The organism is Saccharothrix sp. CB00851 (assembly GCF_001905065.1).
In the GTDB taxonomy this organism is placed as follows: domain Bacteria; phylum Actinomycetota; class Actinomycetes; order Mycobacteriales; family Pseudonocardiaceae; genus Actinosynnema.
Window position 1 is genome coordinate 184,667 of sequence record NZ_LWLC01000066.1, and the last position, 21,840, is coordinate 206,506.

The 21,840-nt window shown below is 72.3% G+C and carries 20 protein-coding genes; 9 read left to right on the forward strand and 11 right to left on the reverse strand.

Going from position 1 to position 21,840, the window contains the following annotated elements; genetic code table 11:
* Positions 1–2: 2 nt before the first annotated feature.
* The 3 genes from A6A25_RS41755 to A6A25_RS41765 are packed head-to-tail and all read right to left on the reverse strand — an operon-like array spanning position 3 to position 3,365.
* Positions 3–1,328 (reverse strand): serine/threonine-protein kinase, encoded by a 1,326-nt coding sequence (locus tag A6A25_RS41755; RefSeq protein ID WP_073900120.1) that lies wholly within the window; start codon positions 1,326–1,328, stop codon positions 3–5.
* Complete coding sequence (locus tag A6A25_RS41760) at positions 1,315–2,043, reverse strand: hypothetical protein (RefSeq protein ID WP_083669111.1); 729 nt, start codon at positions 2,041–2,043, stop codon at positions 1,315–1,317. Before A6A25_RS41760 ends, A6A25_RS41755 begins: the two co-directional genes overlap by 14 nt.
* A gap of 47 nt (positions 2,044–2,090) precedes the next feature.
* Entirely contained in the window at positions 2,091–3,365 is a 1,275-nt protein-coding gene (locus A6A25_RS41765; RefSeq protein WP_073900124.1) for a PucR family transcriptional regulator, read from the reverse strand.
* 81 nt (positions 3,366–3,446) lie between these two features.
* On the opposite strand from A6A25_RS41765, the gene gabT reads away from it, so the two are divergent.
* The 6 genes from gabT to fxsT all read left to right on the forward strand — a co-directional run bounded on the left by gabT (position 3,447) and on the right by fxsT (position 13,760).
* Positions 3,447–4,700, forward strand: coding sequence for a 4-aminobutyrate--2-oxoglutarate transaminase (gabT, locus tag A6A25_RS41770; RefSeq protein ID WP_073900126.1), 1,254 nt, complete (start codon positions 3,447–3,449; stop codon positions 4,698–4,700).
* Positions 4,697–6,127 (forward strand): aldehyde dehydrogenase family protein, encoded by a 1,431-nt coding sequence (locus A6A25_RS41775; RefSeq protein ID WP_073900128.1) that lies wholly within the window; start codon positions 4,697–4,699, stop codon positions 6,125–6,127. Before gabT ends, A6A25_RS41775 begins: the two co-directional genes overlap by 4 nt.
* A 3-nt stretch (positions 6,128–6,130) precedes the next feature.
* Complete coding sequence (locus tag A6A25_RS41780; protein WP_073900130.1) at positions 6,131–6,835, forward strand: effector-associated domain 2-containing protein; 705 nt, start codon at positions 6,131–6,133, stop codon at positions 6,833–6,835.
* 84 nt (positions 6,836–6,919) lie between these two features.
* Positions 6,920–8,422 carry a VMAP-C domain-containing protein gene (locus A6A25_RS44520; RefSeq protein WP_073900132.1) on the forward strand — a complete coding sequence of 501 codons (1,503 nt, stop codon included), beginning with the start codon at positions 6,920–6,922 and terminating at the stop codon, positions 8,420–8,422.
* Positions 8,419–9,429 carry an AAA family ATPase gene (locus A6A25_RS41790; RefSeq protein ID WP_073900134.1) on the forward strand — a complete coding sequence of 337 codons (1,011 nt, stop codon included), beginning with the start codon at positions 8,419–8,421 and terminating at the stop codon, positions 9,427–9,429. Before A6A25_RS44520 ends, A6A25_RS41790 begins: the two co-directional genes overlap by 4 nt.
* Positions 9,426–13,760 (forward strand): FxSxx-COOH system tetratricopeptide repeat protein, encoded by a 4,335-nt coding sequence (gene fxsT / locus A6A25_RS41795; protein ID WP_083669098.1) that lies wholly within the window; start codon positions 9,426–9,428, stop codon positions 13,758–13,760. The genes A6A25_RS41790 and fxsT overlap by 4 nt, the downstream gene beginning before the upstream one ends.
* 4 nt (positions 13,761–13,764) lie before the next feature.
* On the opposite strand, the gene A6A25_RS41800 is transcribed toward fxsT, so the two are convergent.
* Positions 13,765–15,510: an HEXXH motif domain-containing protein gene (locus tag A6A25_RS41800; RefSeq protein WP_073900136.1), complete on the reverse strand. Its 1,746-nt coding sequence runs from the start codon at positions 15,508–15,510 to the stop codon at positions 13,765–13,767.
* Positions 15,507–15,719, reverse strand: a complete 213-nt coding sequence (locus A6A25_RS41805) for a hypothetical protein (RefSeq protein ID WP_073900138.1) — start codon at positions 15,717–15,719, stop codon at positions 15,507–15,509. The genes A6A25_RS41800 and A6A25_RS41805 overlap by 4 nt, the downstream gene beginning before the upstream one ends.
* 188 nt (positions 15,720–15,907) lie before the next feature.
* On the opposite strand from A6A25_RS41805, the gene A6A25_RS41810 reads away from it, so the two are divergent.
* Positions 15,908–16,540 (forward strand): hypothetical protein, encoded by a 633-nt coding sequence (locus A6A25_RS41810; RefSeq protein WP_073900140.1) that lies wholly within the window; start codon positions 15,908–15,910, stop codon positions 16,538–16,540.
* Between the two features lie 15 nt (positions 16,541–16,555).
* Here the strand turns inward: A6A25_RS41810 and A6A25_RS41815 are convergent, their stop codons facing one another.
* From A6A25_RS41815 to A6A25_RS41825, 3 genes are all read right to left on the reverse strand, one after another.
* Positions 16,556–17,266, reverse strand: coding sequence for a class I SAM-dependent methyltransferase (locus A6A25_RS41815; RefSeq protein WP_073900142.1), 711 nt, complete (start codon positions 17,264–17,266; stop codon positions 16,556–16,558).
* A 41-nt stretch (positions 17,267–17,307) separates the two neighbouring features.
* Positions 17,308–17,925 carry a hypothetical protein gene (locus A6A25_RS41820; protein WP_073900144.1) on the reverse strand — a complete coding sequence of 206 codons (618 nt, stop codon included), beginning with the start codon at positions 17,923–17,925 and terminating at the stop codon, positions 17,308–17,310.
* Between the two features lie 94 nt (positions 17,926–18,019).
* On the reverse strand, positions 18,020–18,556 hold the full coding sequence (locus A6A25_RS41825; protein WP_073900321.1) for an AAA family ATPase: 537 nt from the start codon (positions 18,554–18,556) through the stop codon (positions 18,020–18,022).
* Positions 18,557–18,755: 199 nt separating this feature from the next.
* Between A6A25_RS41825 and A6A25_RS41830 the strand changes: the two genes are divergently transcribed.
* Positions 18,756–19,271, forward strand: a complete 516-nt coding sequence (locus A6A25_RS41830) for a lytic polysaccharide monooxygenase auxiliary activity family 9 protein (protein ID WP_073900146.1) — start codon at positions 18,756–18,758, stop codon at positions 19,269–19,271.
* 160 nt (positions 19,272–19,431) lie between these two features.
* Here the strand turns inward: A6A25_RS41830 and A6A25_RS41835 are convergent, their stop codons facing one another.
* From A6A25_RS41835 to A6A25_RS41845, 3 genes are all read right to left on the reverse strand, one after another.
* Positions 19,432–20,160, reverse strand: coding sequence for an SDR family NAD(P)-dependent oxidoreductase (locus A6A25_RS41835; RefSeq protein WP_073900148.1), 729 nt, complete (start codon positions 20,158–20,160; stop codon positions 19,432–19,434).
* A gap of 348 nt (positions 20,161–20,508) precedes the next feature.
* Complete coding sequence (locus A6A25_RS41840; RefSeq protein WP_073900150.1) at positions 20,509–21,141, reverse strand: UdgX family uracil-DNA binding protein; 633 nt, start codon at positions 21,139–21,141, stop codon at positions 20,509–20,511.
* Complete coding sequence (locus A6A25_RS41845) at positions 21,125–21,307, reverse strand: CsbD family protein (protein ID WP_053719160.1); 183 nt, start codon at positions 21,305–21,307, stop codon at positions 21,125–21,127. Before A6A25_RS41845 ends, A6A25_RS41840 begins: the two co-directional genes overlap by 17 nt.
* Before the next feature lie 72 nt (positions 21,308–21,379).
* Here A6A25_RS41845 and A6A25_RS41850 point away from each other — a divergent pair, with 72 nt between their 5' ends.
* Entirely contained in the window at positions 21,380–21,739 is a 360-nt protein-coding gene (locus A6A25_RS41850; protein ID WP_073900152.1) for a VOC family protein, read from the forward strand.
* The last annotated feature ends 101 nt before the right edge of the window (positions 21,740–21,840 follow it).

A 21,840-nucleotide genomic window follows, 5' to 3' on the forward strand; every position in this document is an offset into this window, starting at 1 on the left:
GGTCAACCCCTCTTGGCCGAGCCGGCGCGATCCTTCGACGGCGGCCCGGTCATGGTGGGCGGACCCGGGTTCGGGACGATCACGGTCGGCGTGTCCGGCGGTGTGTGGACCGGGGTCTCCCGCTGCGCCTTCGTGGTCGTGGTCGTGGTGGTGGGCGGCGGGGTCGTGCGCACCACGGTCTCCTCACCGCCACCGGGCTCGGTTCCGACGTTGCCGGCCGGTGGCTGCTGCCCCGGCGCGCCCTGCACCACGGTCACCGTGGACGGGTTGCCCGACACCGCGACGTCCGTGTTCGGCGCCTGCTCCGCGACCGGCTCGGCCCCGGTCGTGGTCGTCGGCCCGCTGAGGCGCTCACCGGGGGCGGGCACGATCGGGTCGCTCATCAGCAGGAAGCCCAGCAGCGTCAACGCCACCGCGGCAGCGGCAGCGCCCACCAGCACCGCCTTGGACCTCGGCTCGCGCTCCTCGACCTCCTCGGGCCGGTCGAGCAGGGCCACCTCGACCAGCGGCGACAGGCCCGCGCTCGCCCGCTGGGCCCGCGTCAGCAGCCGCTCGCACTCCGCCGCCGACGGCCGCTTGGCCGGGTCGGTCGCGGTCATCGCGGTCAGCACGTCGGTCCACGGGTCGGGCAGGTTCGCCGGGATGCGCGGCTCCCGGTGCAGCCGCGCCAGCGCCGCCTCCGTGTCGCCGCCCGGGTACTCGGGCCGCCCGGTCAGGCACTCCAGCAGCACCAGGCCCAGCGCGTAGACGTCGGCGGCGGGCAGCACGTCACCGCCGCGGACCTGCTCGGGCGCGAGGTAGCCCGCCGTGCCGACCAGGATCCCGGACTTGGTCACCCGGGTCACCTGGGCCTGCAGCGCGAGCCCGAAGTCGGCCAGGTAGGCACGCCGCCCGGCCGTGTCGAGCAGGATGTTGGACGGCTTCACGTCCCGGTGCACCACGTCGTTGGCGTGCACGTGGGCGAGCACGCCGGCGACCTGCGCCCCGATCGCGGCCACCACCGCGGGCGACATCGCGCCCCGCATCCGGCGGCGCAGCGTGCCGCCCTCGACGGGCTGCATCACGAAGTACGGACGGCCGCGGAAGCTGCCGGTGCCGTACACCTCGACCAGGCCGGGGCAGCGCAACGAGCCGAGCACCTCCGCCTCGCGGTCGAGCCGGATCCGGTCCTCGCCGGAGGCCTGGCCCAGGAAGAACTTGATCGCGACGTCCCGGTCGAGTCGGGTGTCCACCGCCCGGTACACCTCGGCCATGCCGCCCGATCCGAACAGGCTGCCCAGGGCGTACCTGCCGTCGACCACCTCGCCGGTCAGGTCACCGTCCCACATCCGGTTGAACCTCCGCTGTGTCGACGACGTCGGCCCGGAGGCCGAAAACTACCGGTAGTCCCGCTCGGCCGGCATCCCGTTTGCCGTTTCGCGTCCACATTCCCGTTTCACGGCCGTCACAAACATCCGATTTTTTCGGCTTGCCGAACCTGTGCCGGAGTAACGACCGGGGCCGGTGAACCTGACGGCCGTGCGCCGAGGACCACCCGTCCGGGTGACCTCCGGCGCACGGCACACCCGTCACGGCGTGGCGGTGGCGCAGGGCGTGGGTCGACGCGGAGGACACGGTCGTCACCGGCGGGCCGGCCGAGGCGAGCCGGGTGCCGCTGCACAGGTGGGTCTCCACCCGGCCGTCGGACGAGTCGCCGCTCGCGAACACCAGGTACCGCGTGCCGACGCGCAGGCTGATCCCGCACAGCCCGCCGCTGGTGGACGTGACGACGTCGACCCGGACGGGCACGTCGCCCTTGTACTCCCGGTGGACGGCGACGGCGTAGCGGTACTCGTCGTCGTAGGGCGAGGACGGGTCACCCGCCTCCAGCGCCTGGCTCAGCACCAGCCCGGAGAACACGTGGGTCGCACGCTGGTAGCGCTCCCCTTCCGTGCTGGGCAGGCAGCTGCACGCGCTGGCGGGGCTGGTGAACACGGCGGTGAGCAGGGCGGCCGCAACGGTGACGACACCGGCCGCGTGGGCTAAGAATCGGAAGCGCGCCAAGGAATCCCCCTCGGACAAGGAGTGGTCGGCGGCGGTGTGCGCCCAGCCTACGGTCCGGCGTGCAGCGCCAGCCACAGTTCGGCACGCACACCTGCGGGTTCCAGCGAACGGCCCAGCAGCTGCTCGACCCGCTTGAGCCGGTTGCGCACGGTGTGCCGGTGCACGCCCAGCCGGGTGGCCGCCGGATCGGCTTGGCCGTGGCAAGCCAGCCACACACCCAGCGTCTCGCGCAGCACGTCGTCCAGCGGCGCGAGCAGGGTGGCGGCGAACTCCGCCGCGTCCGCCGCCAGCAGGCCGGACCCGGCGACCTCCTCGAACGTGGCCACGCCCGCCTCCCACGCCCGCAGCGCCTCCCGGTAGCCGCGGGCGACGTCACCGGCGTCCACCGGGCTGGACGCGGCGGCGGGCACGTCCACCTCACGGGCCAGCACGACCACCCGCCCGTCCACCTCGGCCCAGAACCCCTCCGGTTCGGCGGGCTCGCGCAGCACGAACACCCGGAACGGCCCCGCCGGCACCCCGTCCACCGGCACGCCCGCCAGCGCCAGCCGGAACCGCGCCTCGCGCAGCTCCCGCCGCACCGCGTCGACCTCGTCCGACCGGGCCAGCGCCACGGTGAGCAGCGACGCGGCGGCGTTGACCACGCCCGCGTCCAACGGCCCGGCGGTCGCCACGGCGAGGTAGCCGCGCCGACCGAGCACCTGCATGGCGACGTGCCGCTCCCCCGCCTGCCACGCCGCACCGGCCGGTCCGCCGGACGACGCCAGCCGCCGCACGTGCGCGTCGAGGTCGGGCAGCGTGCCGACGACGTGCACCGGCGTGCCGTGCGGGTCGAGCAACGCCGCCGCGCCGTCGATGAGCCGGGCCAACCGCCGCACCACGCCCGGCGGCCCTTCACCGACCGCGGCCCGGGTCAACGCCCGCTGCGCCGTGCTCGCCCGAGCGAGCGCCGCGTACTCGTCCGCCGCGACGGCCCGCGACACCGCCTTGGTGATCGCGATGAACGGCGTGGCCCTGGGCACCTCCAGCAGCGCCAGCCCGGCGTCCCGGGCGGCCCGGATGAGGTCGTCGGGCACGTGGTCGTGGCTCAGCCCGGTGCCGAACCCGAGCCCCACCGCACCCGCGGCCACCAGCCGCCGCACGTACCGCTCGGCGGGTCCGAGCGCGATGCCGGTGGTCAGCAGCAGCTCACCGCCCTCCAGGAACGGCGTCGGGTCGGCCAGCTCGGTGCTGTGCACCCAGGCCACGGCCCGCTCCAGCCCCGCGTCCACGAGCACGGTCAGCCCGACCTCGCGGGCCAACTCCCCCACCGTCAACGCCATGGACACTGTGTACAACCTGTGAGCACCCGTTCGCCAGTCTGGATACTGTCCTCCGGCGCCCGACCGGTCGATGCTGGACCCATGGCCCGACTGCGCACGGAGATCCCCGGCCCCCGGTCACGCGAGCTGGCCGAGCGGCGCAAGGGCGCGGTCGCGGCGGGTGTCGGCTCGGTGCTCGCGGTGTTCGTCGACCACGCCGAGCCGGGGCTGCTGGTCGACGTGGACGGCAACCGGTTGATCGACCTGGCCTCCGGCATCGCGGTGACCGGCGTCGGCAACCCGGCGCCCCGCGTCGCGCGGGCCGTGCACGAGCAGGTCGACCGGTTCAGCCACACGTGCTTCATGGTCACGCCGTACGAGGGCTACCTGGACGTGTGCGAACGGCTGGCGGAGTTGACACCGGGCGGGCACGACAAGCGCTCGGTGCTGCTCAACTCCGGCGCGGAGGCGGTGGAGAACGCGGTCAAGATCGCCCGGCACGCCACCGGGCGGCCGGGTGTCGTGGCGCTCGACCACGCCTACCACGGCCGCACGAACCTGACCATGGCGTTGACCGCCAAGGAGATGCCCTACAAGCACGGCTTCGGCCCGTTCACCCCCGAGGTGCACCGGGTCCCCGGTTCCTACCCGCTGCACGACGGCCTGACCGGCGCGGAAGCGGCCCGACGCGCGGTCGCCGCCATCGACCGGCCGGACCGGATCGCGTGCGTCGTGGTGGAGCCGATCCAGGGCGAGGGCGGCTTCCTCGTGCCCGCGCCGGGGTTCCTGCCCGCCCTCGCCGACTGGTGCCGGTCGCACGGCGTGCTGCTGGTCGCCGACGAGGTCCAGACCGGGTTCTGCCGCACGGGCGACTGGTTCGCGTGCGAGCACGAGGGCGTCGTCCCGGACCTGGTGGCCACGGCGAAGGGCATCGCGGGCGGCCTGCCGCTGGCCGCGGTGACCGGGCGCGCCGACGTGGTGGACGCCGTGCACCCCGGCGGGCTGGGCGGCACGTACGGCGGCAACCCGATCGCCTGTGCCGCCGCGATCGCCGCCATCGACACCGTGCGCGAACTGGACCTCAACGCCGCCGCACGGCGGATCGAGGCGACCGCGCTGCCCCGGCTGCACGCCCTGGCGCCGGTGGTCGAGGCGCGCGGCCGCGGCGCGATGCTGGCCGTGGAACTGGCCTCCGCCGAGATCGCCTCCCGGGTCGCGGCCACCTGCCACGCGGCCGGGGTGGTCGTGCTGACCTGCGGTACCCGTGGGAACGTGATCCGCCTGCTGCCACCGCTCGTCATCCCGGACGAGCTGCTGGCCGAAGGCCTGGACGTGCTTGAAGGAGCCCTGCAGTGACGACGACGCCGTACTGGGTCGCGGGACAGCCCGCGACGAGCGACGACCCGGTCGAGATCCGCACCCCGCACGACGGCGCCCTGGCCGGCGTGACGTCCAACGCCACCGCCGAGGACGTGGAACGGGCCGTCGCCGCCGCGCACGCCGTGGCCGGGGAGTTCGCCGCGCTGCCCGCGCACGCCCGGGCGGCGGCGCTCGACCGCGTGTCACGGCGGCTCGCCGAGCGCGCCGACGAGGTGGCCGCGCTGATCACCGCCGAGTCGGGCAAGCCGGTGAAGTGGTCGCGGATCGAGGTCACCCGCGCGGTGTCGACGTTCCGGTGGGCCGCCGAGGAGGCGCGCCGGTTCTCCGGTGAGCTCCAGCGGCTGGACACCGACCCGGCGGCGAACGGCAGGCTGGCGCTCGTCCGCCGGGCACCGCGCGGTCCCGTGCTGGGCATCGCGCCGTTCAACTTCCCGCTGAACCTGGTGGCGCACAAGGTCGCGCCCGCGCTGGCGGTGGGCGCGCCGATCGTGGTCAAGCCCGCGCCCGCCACCCCTCTCGTCGCGCTGCTGCTGGGCGAGCTGCTGGCGGAGACCGAACTGCCCGCCGGGTCGTGGTCGGTGCTGCCGGTGCCCAACGAGGTGGCGGGCGCGCTGGCCGAGGACCCCCGGCTGCCGGTGGTGTCGTTCACCGGGTCCGGCCCGGTCGGCTACTCGATCCTGGACCGGGTGCCGCGCAAGCACGTCGTGCTGGAGCTGGGCGGCAACGCGGCGGCCGTCGTCTGTCCGGATTGGACGGACCTGGACTGGGCCGCCCAGCGCATCTCCACGTTCTCGATGTACCAGGGCGGGCAGTCGTGCATCTCGGTGCAACGCGTGTACGCCCACGAAGACGTGTACCCGGCGCTGGCCGACGCCGTCGTGTCGCACGTGCGCAAGCTCGGCACGGGCGACCCGACCGACCCGGCCACCGACGTCGGCCCACTGATCAACGAGGCCGCCGCCCGGCGCGTCGAGGCCTGGGTCGACGAGGCCGTGGCCGCGGGCGCGCGGGTGCTGACCGGCGGGCGTCGTTCGGGCGCGTCCTACGAACCGACCGTGCTGGCCGACGTCCCGCCGTCGTGCAAGGTCGTGGACGAGGAAGTCTTCGGCCCGGTCGTGGTGCTGGACCCCGTGCCGTCGGTGGACGAGGCCTTCGCCCGGGTCAACGCCTCGCGGTTCGGCTTGCAGGCGGGCCTGTTCACCCACGACGTCCGCCTGGCCTTCCGCGCCGCCAAGCACCTGGCCGTCGGCGGCGTGATCGTGGGCGACGTCCCCAGCTTCCGCGCCGACCAAATGCCCTACGGCGGCACGAAAGACTCAGGCACCGGCCGCGAGGGCGTGCGCGCCGCCATGGACGACCTCACCGAACAACGCGTCCTGGTACTCACCGGCCTGGAGCTGTAGCACTTGCCACCCGACCGCGCCGTCCTCGCGATCGCCACCGACCCGGCCGCCGACCTCGAGCACGGTCGGCGGCTGGTGCTGGCCGTGCTCGACGGCCTCGCCGCCACCGCACCCGGCCACGACGCCGTGCTGCTCACCCGCCCGCCGTCGGACCGCTTCGCGGTACGGCTCACCGAAGCCGTGCACGCGTCCGCGACACCGCTCCGCTTACGGTTGGTCATGGCCACCGGCGAGGTCTCGGCGGCGCTCGCCGTGCTCGACTCGGACGTGCTGCGGTCCGCGCACGCGGCCACCACCCGTCCTGTCACGATCGCGGTCACGGACGGCTATGCCCGCGCTCACCCGATCGCCGATCCCGACCGTCACCGGATCGTGCGAGTGCCCGGCGTACCCGAGCCGGTCTGGCTCCTCGACGCCCGCGTGCCGGACACCGAAGCCCTGTTCCACGCGCTGATGGCGGTGCCGTCGCTGCAGCGGGAGGAGTCACGCCGACTGGTGCTCGACCTGCTGCCACCGGTCATCGCCGCCGCGGTGCCGCACCACCCCAACGGCGCATTGCACGTGAGCGGCCTGATGCTGACCTGCCTCGAACACGCGGACGGGCTGAACGCCCTCCGCCACGCTTTGCAGGTGGTGGAAGGTGAGGATTCCACACCAATGAGGCGAATACAGACACTTTTGTGGCACGAAACAAACTCAGACCCCTAGCAACCGTACCGTGTAGCCCGGAATAGGGCGTACACGGAAGGGGTTGGAACACTGCGCGCCGACCGCTCGGATGGGGGGCCACCGATGGTCCACGTGGACGACAACGGCGGCCGAGGGCTGCTCATGTCCCTGGTCGACGTGATGGCCCGCGTCCCGAGCCTGTCCGACCGCGCCGGGCGCAACCTGGTCGTCCGGATGATGTCCGCAGAATTGCGGGAAACACTGCTCGTCGAGGAACACCACACCGCGATCGGGCACCTGTTCAACCTGGCCGAGGTCTGCCAGCAGAGTCCGGAACGTTTATCGGCACTTGTTCGTATCGTATCCCGCATCGACCACGACACCCGGGCAATGGTTGAATTGCGCCGCGTCGTGGCCGAACTGACGCCACTCGACCTGTTCCCGACCTCCGATCGAGCAAAGCTGTTCACCTTGCTGGCTGGCGTCGTGGTACCCGACATCGCGGACATCTACCGCGTCGTGGCCGGACCGACGGCTCCGAGCCTGTACGGGCCGACCACTTACGCCGAGGTGTTCCGGGTGTTGGAGACGCTGAACGCCGGCCCGGACGGCCTGCCGCGACCGCTGGTCTTCGTCGAGCACATCGCCGCGCGGGTGCGCACCGAGCTGGCGATCGAGCTGCACCGGTGGAACGAGTCGCAGGCCGTGTCGATGAACCTGCTGGCCGAGCTGACCGCGGTCCGGGACAGCCTGCGGCCGGAGGCGGCGCAGCCGCTCACCCCGCCGCCCGGCTCGCCCGCCTACCTCGTGCTGCGGATCGGCGGCGAGGGCCCCGGCGGGAAGAAGTTCCGGCTGTCGTCGTGGCGGCAGCTCGGCGAGCCGAACCCGTGGGCGCCGCTGCCCGGCCAGGACGTGGTGGGCACGCTCGACGAGATCAAGTGGCACGTCGCCGCCCTGATCGAAAAGGTCGAGGACGACTGGGCGCAGTACAGCCCGGACATCCGGATCGAGTTCGTGCTCGACTACGAGAACCTCAACCTGGACGTCGACCAGTGGCCGTGGGAGAACGACGACGACCTCGCCCAACCGATGGGGTGCCGGTACCCGGTCGTGATCCGCAGCCTGGAGCGGATGACCACCCGCAGGTACCACCGGGAGTGGCGGCAGCGGTGGGTCGAGCTGAGCGGTCAGCTCGAGCGGGCGGCCGGGCTCGCGCACACCTCGACGTGCCGGGCGCTGAGCGGCACCGAGGAGGGCCTGCGGGAGCTGCTGACGCGGTTCAACACCGATCGCGCCCTGGTGTCACTGGTGCTGTCCGCGCCACCGCGACCGGAGAACGCGGGCCGGGACGAGGTCGCCGCCGGGGTGAAGGCGGGCGTGCCGCTGATGGTCTGGCACCGCCACGACTGCGGCACCCCGGAGTTCTCCGACGCGGTCGAGTCGGTGCTGCACGGGCAGGACGAGCTGCACCCGTTGGAACGGGTCCGGCTGGCCCGCAACACCGCGTACAAGGAAGCCGGGCGCCGTCACGTCGGCGCCGCGCTGACCATCCTCTACGACGATCCCGACCGGATCGTCGTGCCCAGCCAACCGGGCCCGCCCCGGGAAGGGGTCGCGGTCGCATGAACGACGGTCACGCCGGTTCCGGCGAGGTCTACCACGGCACGGGCGAGGTCGCGTCGGCCCCGGTCGCGGACCTGCCGCCGCCACCGCCGTGGCGGACGTTCACGGGGCGCGGCACCACGTCGCGACCCACCGACGACGGCGGCGAGGGCGACCGCCGGGTGGGTGGCGTGCGCGCGGTCCGGCGGACACCGCACCCGAACGAGGTCGCGATGGTCAACGCCGCGATCCGACTGCGCCGCCCGCTGCTCGTGACGGGCGCGCCGGGCACGGGCAAGTCGTCGCTGGCCTACCTGGTGGCGCGCGAGCTGGGCCTCGGCCCGGTGCTGCGCTGGCCGATCACCAGCCGCACCACGCTCAAGGACGGCCTCTACCTCTACGACGCGATCGCGCGCGTGCAGGCGGTGGGCGCGAACGACCCGGACTCCGGGATCGGCGACTACGTCCACCTCGGGCCGCTGGGCACCGCGCTGCTGCCCTACGACCTGCCCCGCGTGCTGTTGATCGACGAACTGGACAAGGGCGACATCGACCTGCCCAACGACCTGCTCAACACGTTCGAGGAAGGCGAGTACGAGATCCCGGAGCTGGTCCGGTACGCCAAGCACCGCGACGAGGTCGAGGTGCTCACCGCCGACCGCGGCCACACCGCGACCGTGCACCACGGCGTCGTGCGCTGCCGAGAGTTCCCGGTCGTGATCATCACCAGCAACGGCGAGCGCGAGTTCCCGCCCGCGTTCCTGCGCCGCTGCCTGCGGCTGCACGTGAAGCAGCCGGGCAAGGAACAGCTGGGCGAGATGGTGGCGGTGCACTTCGGTGACGCGCACGGCGTCGACGTGGCCCGGCTCATCTCCGATTTCCTGGCCCACCGCGCCAGCGTCGGCACCGTGTCGGCCGACCAGCTGCTCAACGCCGTGCACCTGGCGACGTCGGGGTCCTACCAGCCGGACGAGCAGTGGGCCGAGCTGCTCGAGGCGATCTGGCACCCGTTGTCCGCGGAGGCCGGATGACCGGACCGCGGGCCGAGCCGTCGGCCGGCGAGGTGCTGCTGCAGCACCTGGACGCGACCGACAGCCGGGTGGAGGTGCTGCGCACGACGGACCTGACCTTGCGTGAGGTCCGGGATTCGCTGTGGCTGGCAGGCGCGCTGCGCCCACCCCCGCCGGAAGCGACCACCGACGACCCGCCACACGACGACGAACCACCCGCGCCTCCGCCTCCGCCCGCGCAGGAGCCGCCGGCCGGGGACGTGCCGCCACCGGACCTGCCACCGCCGTCCGACCGGGCATCCGGCACGGAGGTGGAGCAGGCCCCGGCGCGGATCGAGCGGTGGACGCCGACGCCCACGACGCTGGCGCGGGTCGATCCCGTGCTGTCGGTGGGCGGCACGGTCAGCGCGGTGTCGGCGTGGCCGACCGTGCCCGCGCTGCCCGAGCGGCGCGGGATCAGCCGGGCGCTGCGGCCGTTGGGGCGGCGTCAGCCGTCGCCGCGGATCAAGGTGCTGGACGAGGAGGCGACCGCGGTGCGGGCCGCCCGGGACGGGCTGTGGCTGCCGGAGTGGCGGGCCGCGCCGTGGCGCCGGTTCGAGGTCGCGCTGGTGGTTGACACGACCGTGGCGGCCGAGCTGTGGCGGCAGACCGTGCGCGAGTTCCGGGTGCTGCTGGAACGGCAGGGCGCGTTCCGCGACGTGCGGGTCTACGAGCTGGACAGCTCGTGCACCGCGCAGCGGGACGTGACGCTGCGGTCGGAGGGCGGCGCGCGGCACGAGTGGCGGTACCTGGTCGAGCCGACCGGCAACCGGATGGTGCTCGTGCTGACCGACACCATCGGCCGCTCCTGGCACAGCGGCGCGGTCGGGCACGTGCTGAACGCGTGGGGCCGGTCGATGCCGGTCGCGGTGGTGCAGACGCTGGCACAACGGCTGTGGTCGTGGGGCGGGCTGCCGACCCGGCGGATGCGCCTGTCCGCGCCCGCGCCCGGCGCCCCGAACCGGCTGCTGCGCGTGGCGGGCGCCGACGCGGGCGGCGGGATGGCCGTGCCGGTGCTGGGCCTGTCCGCCGAGTGGATGGCCGGGTGGGCCAGGTTGATCACCACACCGGGCTCGGAGTGGGTGGAGACGACCGCGGCGATCGTGACGCCGCAGACCGTGGTGCCACCGGTGCGCGCGGCGGACGAGAAGCCGTTGACCGCGTCCGAACGGGTGCTGAGGTTCCGCACCTACGCGTCCGTGGACGGGTTCCAGCTCGCCGGGCTGCTGGCCGCCACACCGCTGAGCCCGCAGCTGATGGGCCTGGTGCAGCGCGTGCTGCTGCCCGGCTCGGACCTGTCCGCGCTGGCCGAGGTGATGCTCGGCGGCCTGATGACCCGGCTGCCGGACGCCGACGGCGTGACCGACGCGGTGGCCTACGACTTCGACGCCGGTGTCCGGGAGGAACTGCTGGCCACGTCCCGGCGTTCGGACACCGCGCGGGTCGCGCGGGTGCTGGACGACTACGCGGGCGCCGACAACGAGGCGCTGCGCAACTTCCGGATGGCGTTGGACGAGCCCGACCGCACCGCGGAACCGGAGCCGTCCCCGGAGAACGTGCCCTACCTCAAGGTCCAAGAGGCGGTTTTCCGCGCTCTGTCAGGTCCCTACGCTCGCCGGGCTCAACGCATTCGAACGACGTTGGGCCTGGGTGACCGGACCCGCCTTCCCCCTGGCGGGCCTCTGGACGGCACAAACCAGGAGAACGACTCTGTGACGAACATCGACACCCGACCGCAGCCGCCGGCGGTCGGGTCGCTGCCGCGCGAAGGAGAAGACGTGAACGCTCCCGGTAGCCCCTTGTTCACGGGCGAGCGGCAGCCCGGTTCCACACAGCCTCAGGTGTGGGGTCACGTGCCGTTGCGCAACCCGGACTTCGTCGGCCGCGACGACCTGCTCGAGCAGCTGCGGCTGCGGCTCGGCGAGGCGGGGCCGACCGCGGTGCTGCCCGAGGCGTTGCACGGCATGGGCGGTGTCGGCAAGTCGCAGACCGTGGTCGAGTACATCCACCGGCACGCCGCGGAGTACGACGTGGTGTGGTGGATCTCCGCCGAGCAGCCGGCACAGATCAAGGCCGGTTTCGTCGAGCTGGCCAGGAAGCTCGGCGTCGCCGCGTCCGGCTCGGCCGACACCGCGGTGCCCGCCGTGCTGGAGGCGTTGCGCCGCGGTGAGCCCTACGGCCGGTGGATCCTGGTGTTCGACAACGCCGACCGGCCCCAGGACGTCCGCCCGTACTTCCCCGCAGGCAACGGCCACATCGTCGTCACCTCGCGCAACTCCGAGTGGGGCGGCTTCGCCCGTCCCGTCGCCGTCGACCTGTTCACCCGCGCGGAGAGCATCGAGCTGCTCCACCGCCGCGCCGGCGACCTGGACGAAGCCGAGGCCGACGCCCTCGCCGAAGCGCTCGGAGACCTGCCGCTGGCCGTCGAACAGGCCGCCGCCTGGCGCGCCCAGACCGGCATGCAGGTCTCGGAGTACCTCCAGCTGCTCCAGCAGAACCGCACCGAGCTGCTGGAGGCAGGCACGTCCAGCGAGGACCAACTCCCGGTCGCCGCCGCCTGGAACGTGCCCCTCAACCGCCTGAAGAACCACCACCGGGCGGCGTTCCAGTTCCTCCACGTCTGCGCGTTCTTCGGACCGGAACCGATTTCCCAGAAGCTGTTCCGCGGCGTCCGCAACCTGGCCGTGCCGGACGCGCTGCGCGACGCGCTGAACGACCCGATCAAGCTGAGCCGGGCCATCCGCGAGATCAGCCGCTACAGCCTCGCCAAGATCGACCACCGCAACAACGCCCTGCAGCTGCACCGCCTCGTCCAAACCGTGCTGAAGAACCGGCTGGACTCCGACGAGCAGGAGATGATGCGCCACGCGGTGCACGTGCTGCTGGTCAACGGCGACCCGGGCGACCCCGACGCCTCCACCAACTGGCCGCGCTACGCCGAACTCCTGCCGCACGCCCTGGTGTCGAAGGTGGTCGACTGCCAGGACAAGTGGGTCCGCGTGCTGGTGCTCAACCTGGTCCGGTACCTGCTCAACTCCGGCGACTTCGGCGGCGCTCGCGACTTGGCGAGCCAGGCGTCGGAGTCGTGGCGCAAGTCGTTGGGCGAGAGGGAGTTCGACACCCTCGAGATCACCCGCCGCTACGGCATCGCACTGCGCCGCCTGGGCCGCATCGACGAGGCCCGAACCCTGAACCGGCGCACCTACGAACTGTTCCTCGAGGTGATCGGCGAGGACCACGAGGGCATGCTGAACATGCTCGACACCATCGCTCTCGACCAGCGCGCGGAGGGTGTGTTCCGCGAGGAGCTGGTGACCAGGCGACACATCTACAACCGGGCCGTCGAAATCCTGGGCGAGGACGACCCGCAGACCCTCAACTACGCCAACAACCTGGCCAGCCACCTGCGTGTGATGGGCGAGTACCAAGCGGCACTCGACCTCGACCAGGACACCCTCCGGCGTCGCGAGGTGGTGCTCGGCTCCGACCACCCGCTCACCTTCTCGTCCTACAACAGCGTGTGCATGGACCTGCGTGAGCTGGGGCGCTACGCGGAGGCCGCGCGACGGCAGCAGAAAGGGCTCGCGCAGCAGAAGGAGCTGTTCGGCGACGACCACCCGCAGGTGATCGGTGCGTCGCGGAACCTCTCGGTCGCGCTGCGCAAGGCGGGCGAGCACGAACGGGCGAAGGAGCTGATCGAGGACTGCATCCAGCGGTACCGCCGTCGCCACGGCGACGAGCACATCGACACCGCCACGGCGCGCATGAACCTGGGCACCGACCTGCGGCACGCGGAGGACCTGGACGGGTCCCTGGAGTACTCGCGGCTCGGCCACGAAGCACTGGAGCGGATCGTGGGCCGCAACCACCCGTACACGCTCGTGGCCGGCATGAACCTGGCGGTGACCCACCGCCTGCGCGGTGAGGTGGACCTCGCGAAGGCGCTCAACCAGGAGATGCGCGCGACGCTCACCGAGGTGTTCAACGCCGACCACCCGTTCACCCTGGTCGCGGCGACGAACCTGGCCAGCGACCTGGCCGCGGCGGGTGATCACGCGGAGGCCAAGGCGTTGGACGAGGACACCCTCGAACGGTCGACCAGGGTGCTCGGCCCGGACCACCCGGCGACGCTCGCGGTCATGGTGAACCTGGCGCTGGACCTGCGCGAGCTCGGCGACGAGAGCGCGGCGGCGGTGCTGCACGCCCGGACCGTGACCGCCTACCGCAAGGTCTTCGGCGAAGACCACCCGGCCACCTTCGCCGCCACCCACTACGTGCGGGCGAACTGCGACACGGACACCATGCAGTTCTGAGGCCTCAGCGGACACCGACGGGCGTGGTGGCCTGGTCGAACCAGGTCACCAGGTCCACCGGTGACAGTGGGACGCCAGTGCGCACCGTCACCGCGTGGTGCGCGGCACGGACCAGCTCCGGGCAGCGCCGCATCACGGCGGAGTCGAGCGCGAGCCCCAGCCCCGCCCACGCCGTGGCGTCGTGCGGCGTGGCGCGCAGCCTCGCGGCATAGCCCTCGACCGCGGCCTTCCGTTCACCGCGCAGGTATGCGAAGTCGGGTCCGTCGCGGTGTGGCGCCCGGTCGAACTCGCCGGGTTCCAGCACGCGCAGCCGGAGCAGAGCGGTGAGCAGCGATTCACCCGAACCGCTCACCGGCACGACGGTGCCGCGACGCGCCACTCCCCCGTCGCCGAACGATCCGCGGTCGAACCAGGCCGCGACCGCGTTCCGCACGTCGTGCGGGTCAGGGCGCACGTGCCGAAGCCGCCACGTCATGGCGTGCTCGGCGGTGATCCGCTCGATGGCGGACGCCACGTCCGGCGACACGTCCGGGTCACAGGCCGCGAGCCGCACGGCCACCGCCGCGACGAACTCGCGCCCCAGGTCGGTGAGGTCGACGAAGCCGCGCAGGGAGTCGATCGCCAGCCCGACCTGGCGCGCGCGGTAGGCGAGGCTGAACTCGGCGCGTCGCGCCAGGGCGGCCGGGACGAGACCGCGTTGGGCGTGCCAGAACTCCGCCACGCTGACGAACGCGTACACGCCGTGCAACAGCCCTTCGATCGGGCGGGGGTCATCCCGCCACGGCGCGTAGTGCCGGGGCGTGGCGTCGGAAGTGTGCAGGTCGACCAGGTCGAGCAGCGCGTTCACCTTGGAGTGCTGCAACTCGTGCACGAGCGCCTCGGCGAACTCCGTCGCCGAACGCTTGGGCGACATGGCGATCGCGCCGAACGCCGCGGACGAGGACGCCGCGAACACCTCCCGCCGGGCGTCCAGCGGCACCACGGTCGACAGCCCGGCCGACAGCTCCTCCGCCGCGCCGGGGTGCCGGGCGGTCAACAACTCCCAGGCCTCCTCCAGGTACTTGCGCCACTCGTCCCACTCGCTGTCGTCCAACGGGTCGGGCGGCACGGGTCCACCGAATTCGCGGTACGGGCCGAGGTCGTCGACGACCACTTCGACCTGGTGGCCGCGGGCGGTACTGCGGTGCCGTCGCACGGCCTGCCACTCGACCGGTCCCGGCACCTCGATCGTCATGCCGGACGGGGAGTTGACCAGCCGCGCCTGGCCGACCGGGAAGCGTCCGGACAACCGGTACGCGCCCACCGTCGGCAACGTGACCGCGCCGTGCACGACAGGGACGGTCAGCGCGCACGGCCGTCCACCGCGGACCGCTGCCGCGGCGGCGACGGCGTGGAACCAGCCGACCTCCGACCACAGGGGCGTCGCGTCGACCGCGGTGCCGAGCACCTGCCGCAGGGCGCGCGTCAACCAGACGCCCACCGAGTTGTGCATCAGGACTTCTTCCACCACTTCCGGCGCGACCTGTTCGACTTCGGCCAGCAACGTCCACGACCCGTCGAGGTCCGCGAACGGACCGAGCCGAGGGGTGACCTGGGAGGTCGCCTCCAGCAAAGCGCGCAAGCGGAGCTTGCGGACGCTGTACTGGGTTCTCCGCAAAATTGCCATTCCGGCCGCGGAGACGGCGCCCGAGCAGATCTCGTCGAACACGAAGCGGGGCAAGCGGTGTGTGCTCAGCCCGATCGAGTTCATGGGTTGTACTGCTCCTGCACCGAATCACCGAAGCGACCCAACCGGAACCGGTCGAGCGTGCGGTGAACGGCCTGGTGCAGCGCGGTGTCGTGCAGCGTTCTCATCTCGGACAACGACGTCGAAGCGAGATCCAACAAGTCCGAGGACAGTTCTGCTGGTGTTTCCACGGTCATACCGGCCGCCTCCCCGATACCGCCCGATTCCATCATGCACGAACACGCACATGTTCGGGAGTGGCCGAACGGATAATCCGCCCGACAGCCATCCGGCCTTACGACGAATGGCCTCGACCCCGTCGGTGACCAGGACGGCTCCGATCCGGCCGCCACCCGCATTCGGTCCGGCGTGGGCGCGGGAACGCGGTGACGGGGGCCGTTCGCGGGTACGGTCGCCGGTCGTGGACAGGGTGCGGGTCACGTCGAAGGCCCAGTTGGGCGCGGCCGGGTTGCCGGTCGGGCGGCCGGTGCTGGTGCTGGTCGGTGGCGCCGGTGGGATGGAGCCCGGTGAGCTGGACGCGCTGGCGTCGGTGCTGCGCGACCTGGTGCCCTTGCTGGACGAGTGCGGCGCGGTGGTGGTGGACGGCGGCACGGATGTCGGCGTGATGCGGGCCGTCGGGCGGGCGCGGGCGGCGGCGGGTGGGCGGTTCCCGCTGGTCGGGGTGGCCGCCGAGGTGGCCGTCGACCTGGCCGCGTTCGAGCCGAACCACACCCACCTGGTGCTGGTGCCCGGTCGCGTGTGGGGTGACGAGTCGCCGTGGCTGGCCGAGGTGGCGGACGTCGTCGCCGGACCGGCACCGTCGCTGACCGTGCTGGTCAACGGCGGTCCGATCACGTTCGACGACGCCGAGCACAGCCTGGCCCGCGACCGCCCGCTGGTCGTGCTGCGCGGCAGCGGGCGGACCGCCGACGCCATCGCCGAGAGCGCCGACGCCCGCTCCACCGCGATCGCCACCTCCCCGCTGACCACCGTGCTCGACCGCGGCGACCTGCTCACCCACGTCGAACGCGTGCTCCGGCCGGCGCGACGCTGACGTCCGGCCGCCGACCTACCGGCGGACGGAGGCGAGCAGACCGACCGGGGGCAGCAGGCCGGCGGCGATCCGGCGTTCCTCCGCGTCACGGATGGCGTTGAGCGCGTCGACGGTGTGCGCTCCCGGCTCGGTCCAGACACCACCGCGTCCGTTGACCAGGCGCCACAGGATGCTCGTCCCCACCGTGGTCAGGTCGGAGCCGACGCGGCCCAGCGCGGCGATCATGGCGGAGCCCCGGTGGAGGAAGTCGTGACCGGCGACCCAGGCGTCGAGCGGATCGCCGGACGTCAGCTCGGCGTCGAGCAGGCCGGCGGCGACCAACACCGCGCGGTTGTCGTGCAGGAAGTGCGCACCGGCGTGGTCCACCCGTTCCCAGGCGAACTCCTCGATGACGACCTGCCCACCCGCGACGACCAACCCGGCCGCGTGGGCCACGATCCCGGCCAGGTCGTCGGCGTGGTGCAGCGACCGCGTGAACAGCACGACGTCGTACTCGCCGGAGACCTCGCGGACATCGGCCTGGACGACGCGCACACCACGTTCCCGTGCCGCGGCGGCCATCTCGGCGTCGCGGTCCACCCCGGTCACCTGATATCCCAGTTCCCCGAGGGCGGCGGCCAGGGCACCTCGGCCACAGCCGACTTCGAGGACCCGCGCCGGTGACGCCGGCAGCAGTGGTTTCAGCCGGTCGAGCGTGTGGGGCACAGCGACAACGGACAGGTCCATTCCGGCGACCTTAGATCGGACCTGCCCGATGATCGACGGGTTTATCGGCGTGTGCCATCGGATGTCCGACGCTCGGGTCCCGCTTCGAGCTCCAGCAGCGCCGGGGTGCCGTCGGCGAGCTGCGGGCGTTGGGTGACGGCCTGGTCGAGCTGGCCGGCCAGCACGGGGATGGTGGTCGACATCAGGTAGGTCTGCGCGCCGGCCTCCATCATGCGCCGGACCGGGCCGCGGTAGCTGATGCCGAGCTCGCGGTCCTCGATCTCGGCGACGACCACCCGCGCCTTGGGGTACAGGGCCCGGAGGCTGCCGATCAACTGCGGGCTGGACGGCGGCACCAGCAGCACGTCCGCCGTCGTCGGCGCCGAGTGCATGTCGAGCACGATGTAGTCCGGGCCGAGTCGGGCGGAGAGCTCCGCGCGGGCCGACGCGGACAGCTTCATCGCCGTGGCGACGACCACCACGTCGCCGTAGTCCACGGGCGGTGATCCGGCCACCGCGCCACCGTCCTCGACCGCGCCGCCCGTGCCCGAGATCGTCGCGACCACCTCGCCGTGGCGCGTGACGACCAGCTCTTCGCCGGGCCCGAGGCGGTCGATCAGCGCCACGACGTCGTCCGGGAGGCGCGTCACGTCGATCCGCGCGGTGCGCTCGTCGGTCATCGGACCCCGACCTGCGGAAGCTTCCTCATCTCAAGGTCATTTTCCCACACGCGCCACCGCGGTCGACCGAAAGGCGACCCGTCCGTCCCGGCCCTCACCGACGCGCCGCCCGCGCCGCGGCCAGCACCTCGTCGGCCAGTTCGGCCGGGGTGAGCAGGTCGGAGCGCAGCACGACGGTCCCGTCCGGCTGGCGGGCGGCGGCGGTCGGATCCATCCGGCTCAGGGCCCAGTCGAGGAACGACTGGCCCGACCCCGGATCACCGGAGACCGGCGTGCGGGCGCTGAGCCGCTCCCGCAGCACGTCGGCGTCCGCATCCAGGAAGACGTGCAGGACTTCCTCGCCCGCGTCGGCCAGGCCGCCGAGGATCTCCGCCCGGTTCGCGTCGCGGACCAGCGACATCGGCACGATGAGCGTGTGCGCGTGGTGCCTGCGCAGCGACAGCGCCGTCGCGACGACCAGCTCCCGCCAGCTCGGCAGGTCCTGGAAGTCGTCGTTGGGCTCCACCCACTTCCACAGCATGAGGCCGACGTCCTCCGGGTCGTACACGAGCGCGTCCGGGAGCCTGCGGTGCAGCTCCCGCGCCAACGTCGTCTTCCCCGCCCCGAACCCGCCGTTCAGCCAGATGATCACCGCCTCGAGGGTATCCGCGTACTCCGCGCCACCGGGAAAGGACACCGGTGTCCTGTCCGGTCAAGTTGATGGTTGTCACCAGGCAATCACACAGAGTATGGTCTAGACCTGCCGCCGCGTTTGGGTGAACGCTCCACCCAGCGCACTCGGGTTGGCGTTCGCCACAAGCGTTTCCGCCCATCCGATCAGAGGAGTCCACATGTCACTCCGCCGAAGGATCGCCGCGGTGGCGGCAGGCGTGCTCGTCGCGCCGCTCGTGACGGTCGCCCTGCCCTCGGCACCCGCGTTCGCGCACGGTTACGTCTCGTCACCGGCCAGCCGTCAGGCGCAGTGCGCCCGCGGTGTCGTGTCGTGCGGCGACATCAAGTGGGAGCCGCAAAGCGTCGAAGGCCCGAAGGGCCTGCGCAGCTGCAACGGTGGTGTCGCCCGGTTCGCCGAGCTGAACGACAACACCAAGGGCTGGAAGGTCGCGAACACCGGCCGCACGGTCACGTTCACCTGGACCTTCACCGCCCGGCACCGCACCGCGAACTACGAGTACTACGTGGCCGGCAGGCGGGTCGGCTTCGTCGACGGCGGCATGCAGCAGCCCCCGGCCTCCGTGTCGCACACGGTGAACCTGGGCGCTTCCGGCCGCCAGACGGTGCTCGCCATCTGGAACATCGGTGACACCGCCAACGCGTTCTACGCCTGCATCGACGTGAACGCGAGCTGACCCAACCGCGAGAGTCCAACGTTCGGCACGCGAGAGTCCAACGTTCGCGCACCCCGAATTCAACGCTCAGGCTCTCCCACTGCCGTCCTGAGCGTTGAATTCAGGTGCTCTGAGCGTTGGACTCTCGCGGCGTGAACGTTGGACTCTCGCGCGCGGGGGGTCAGGCGGTGAAGCCGCCGTCGGCGTACAGTTGCGCGCCGGTCACGTAACGGGCCTCGTCGGACGCCAGGAACGCCACCGCCGCCGCGATCTCCGCCGGCTCCGCGTAACGCCCGACCGCCGTGAAGCCGCGCACGACGTCGGCACCGGCACCGTCCGCCGGGTTCGAGTCGGTGTCCGTCGCACCGGGGTGCACCAGGTTCACCGTGATCCCCCGCGGCCCCAGCTCCCGCGCCAACGCCTTCGTCATCCCCACCAACGCCGCCTTCGACGCCGCGTACAGCGAGAACCCGGGGAACACCGCCCGCACGGACACGTTGCTGCCGATGCCGATCACCCGGCCACCGGCGCCCAGGTGCGGCAACGCCGCCTTCACCGCCAGGAACGCCGCCCGCACGTTCACGTCGAACGTCCGGTCGAACTCCGCCACGCCCAGCTCCTCCACCGGCCCGATGATGAACTCACCGGCGTTGTTCACCAGCACGTCCAACCGCCCCAGCACCGCCACGGCCTCCTCGACCGCCGCGACCACCGCCTCCGCGTCACCGCTGTCCGCCCGGACGGCCAGCACCCGCCGCCCCAGCCCCTTCACCCGATCCACCACGTCACCCGGGTCGTTCCGGTAGGTGATCGCCACGTCCGCACCCAACTCCGCGAGCCGGACCGCGATCGCCGCACCGATACCCCTGCTGCCGCCCGTGACCAGGGCGACCTTGCCGTCGAAGTTCATGCCACGATCGTGCTGCCACACCACATTCCAGTCCGGCGGGAATCGGACGTCGCACCCGGAGGGAAGCCGCGCGAAGGGAGCCGTCCACCGTCTGGACGGAGCCGGAATTTCCGTTGCGAGGGCCGGCGGAGCTCGCATAGGTTCGCGGTACACGAGGAAGGAGGTGGTCCGAAGTTGAATAGCTATAGGACTCGTCGTGAGGTGGCTGTCCGCTAGGACCGACCTTTCCCAGGTGGTCTGGGCGAATCCCAGGCAGCCACCCGGCCCCCGTGACCCCGAGCCCAGTCCAGCTCGGCCCGCACCTGGTGCGGGAAGCGGTCAGGGGGCCGTTTCACGTTCCGGCCCGGTTCACCCCAGGTGGGCGCGCACGACCCGCAGGTCGGCGAGGAAGCCCTGGTAGGCCTCGTCGCGGTCGGGAGCGCGCAGGACCGCCGACGGGTGCACGGTCGCGATGACGTCGCGGTCCTCGGCACGCTCGACCTGGCCACGCCGTTCGCTCACCTTGTACGCGGCGCCCAGCACGGCCTTCGCCGCGGTCGCGCCCAGGCACACCACCAGCTCGGGCCGCACCCGCGCCAGCTCCGCCCGCAACCACGGCAGGCACGCCACGACCTCGCCGCGCGACGGCGTCTTGTGGATGCGCCGCTTCCCCCGCTCGGCGGGCACGAACTTGAAGTGCTTGACCGCGTTGGTCAGGTAGACGCCCTCACGGGCCAGGTCGGCCTCGTCCAGCGCCTTGTCCAGCAGTCGGCCGGCGGGACCGACGAACGGCTCGCCCTGCCGGTCCTCGACGTCGCCGGGCTGCTCGCCGACGAGCATCAGCCTGGCGTTCTCCGGCCCCGCGCCGAACACGGTCTGCGTGGCCGGTTTGTACAGCTCACAGCCCCGGCACCCGGCCGCGGCACGGCGCAGCGCCGCCAAGTCGGCCCCTTCGGGCACGAACTCGGCGGCGCTGGAGGTCCGGCTAGCGGTCGTCGCCACGGAAGGCGTCCTTGACCTTCTCCCCGGCCTGCTTCAGCGAACCCTTGGCCTTCTCGGCGCGGCCCTCGGCCTGCCACTGCTCGTTGTCGGTGGCATCGCCGACCGCTTCCTTGGCGCGGCCCTTGAGTTCCTCGGCCTTGTTGCTGACCTTGTCGTCGGTACCCATGACCGTCCTCTCGTCGGCACTTCTCCGTCGACGGACGGGTACCCCTCGCTCGAACGGGGAAACTACGACGGCATGACCGCACACATCGTCGCCATTGCCGTGGACTGCCCATCCGACCAGGTCAGCGTCGTGGAGGAGTTCTGGTGCGCGGCTCTCGGGCACCACGTGGCAAGCCGCTGGAAGGACCCCAAAGGGGTGGAGTACACGGAGTTGGCGGGCGACGGCCCGACGCTCGTGCTGCAACCCGTCACCGACCCGAAGCGGACCAAGAACCGGCTGCACCTCGACCTCGCGCCGGACGGCGACCGGGACGCGGAGGTGAAACGGCTGGTCGGCCTGGGCGCCCGCGTGGTCGACGCCGACCCGGCCCTGCCCTGGGTGGTCTGCGCCGACCCGGCGGACAATGAGTTCTGCGTGCTGCCGGCACGCTGAAGCCCCTCCAGTTGCACCGGACCGCCCGTGCTCTACTACGGTGATCGTCTACGCGGTTGAAAAGCCAGCCGCAAGCCACCCGGCACCCGCGAGGGGACCAG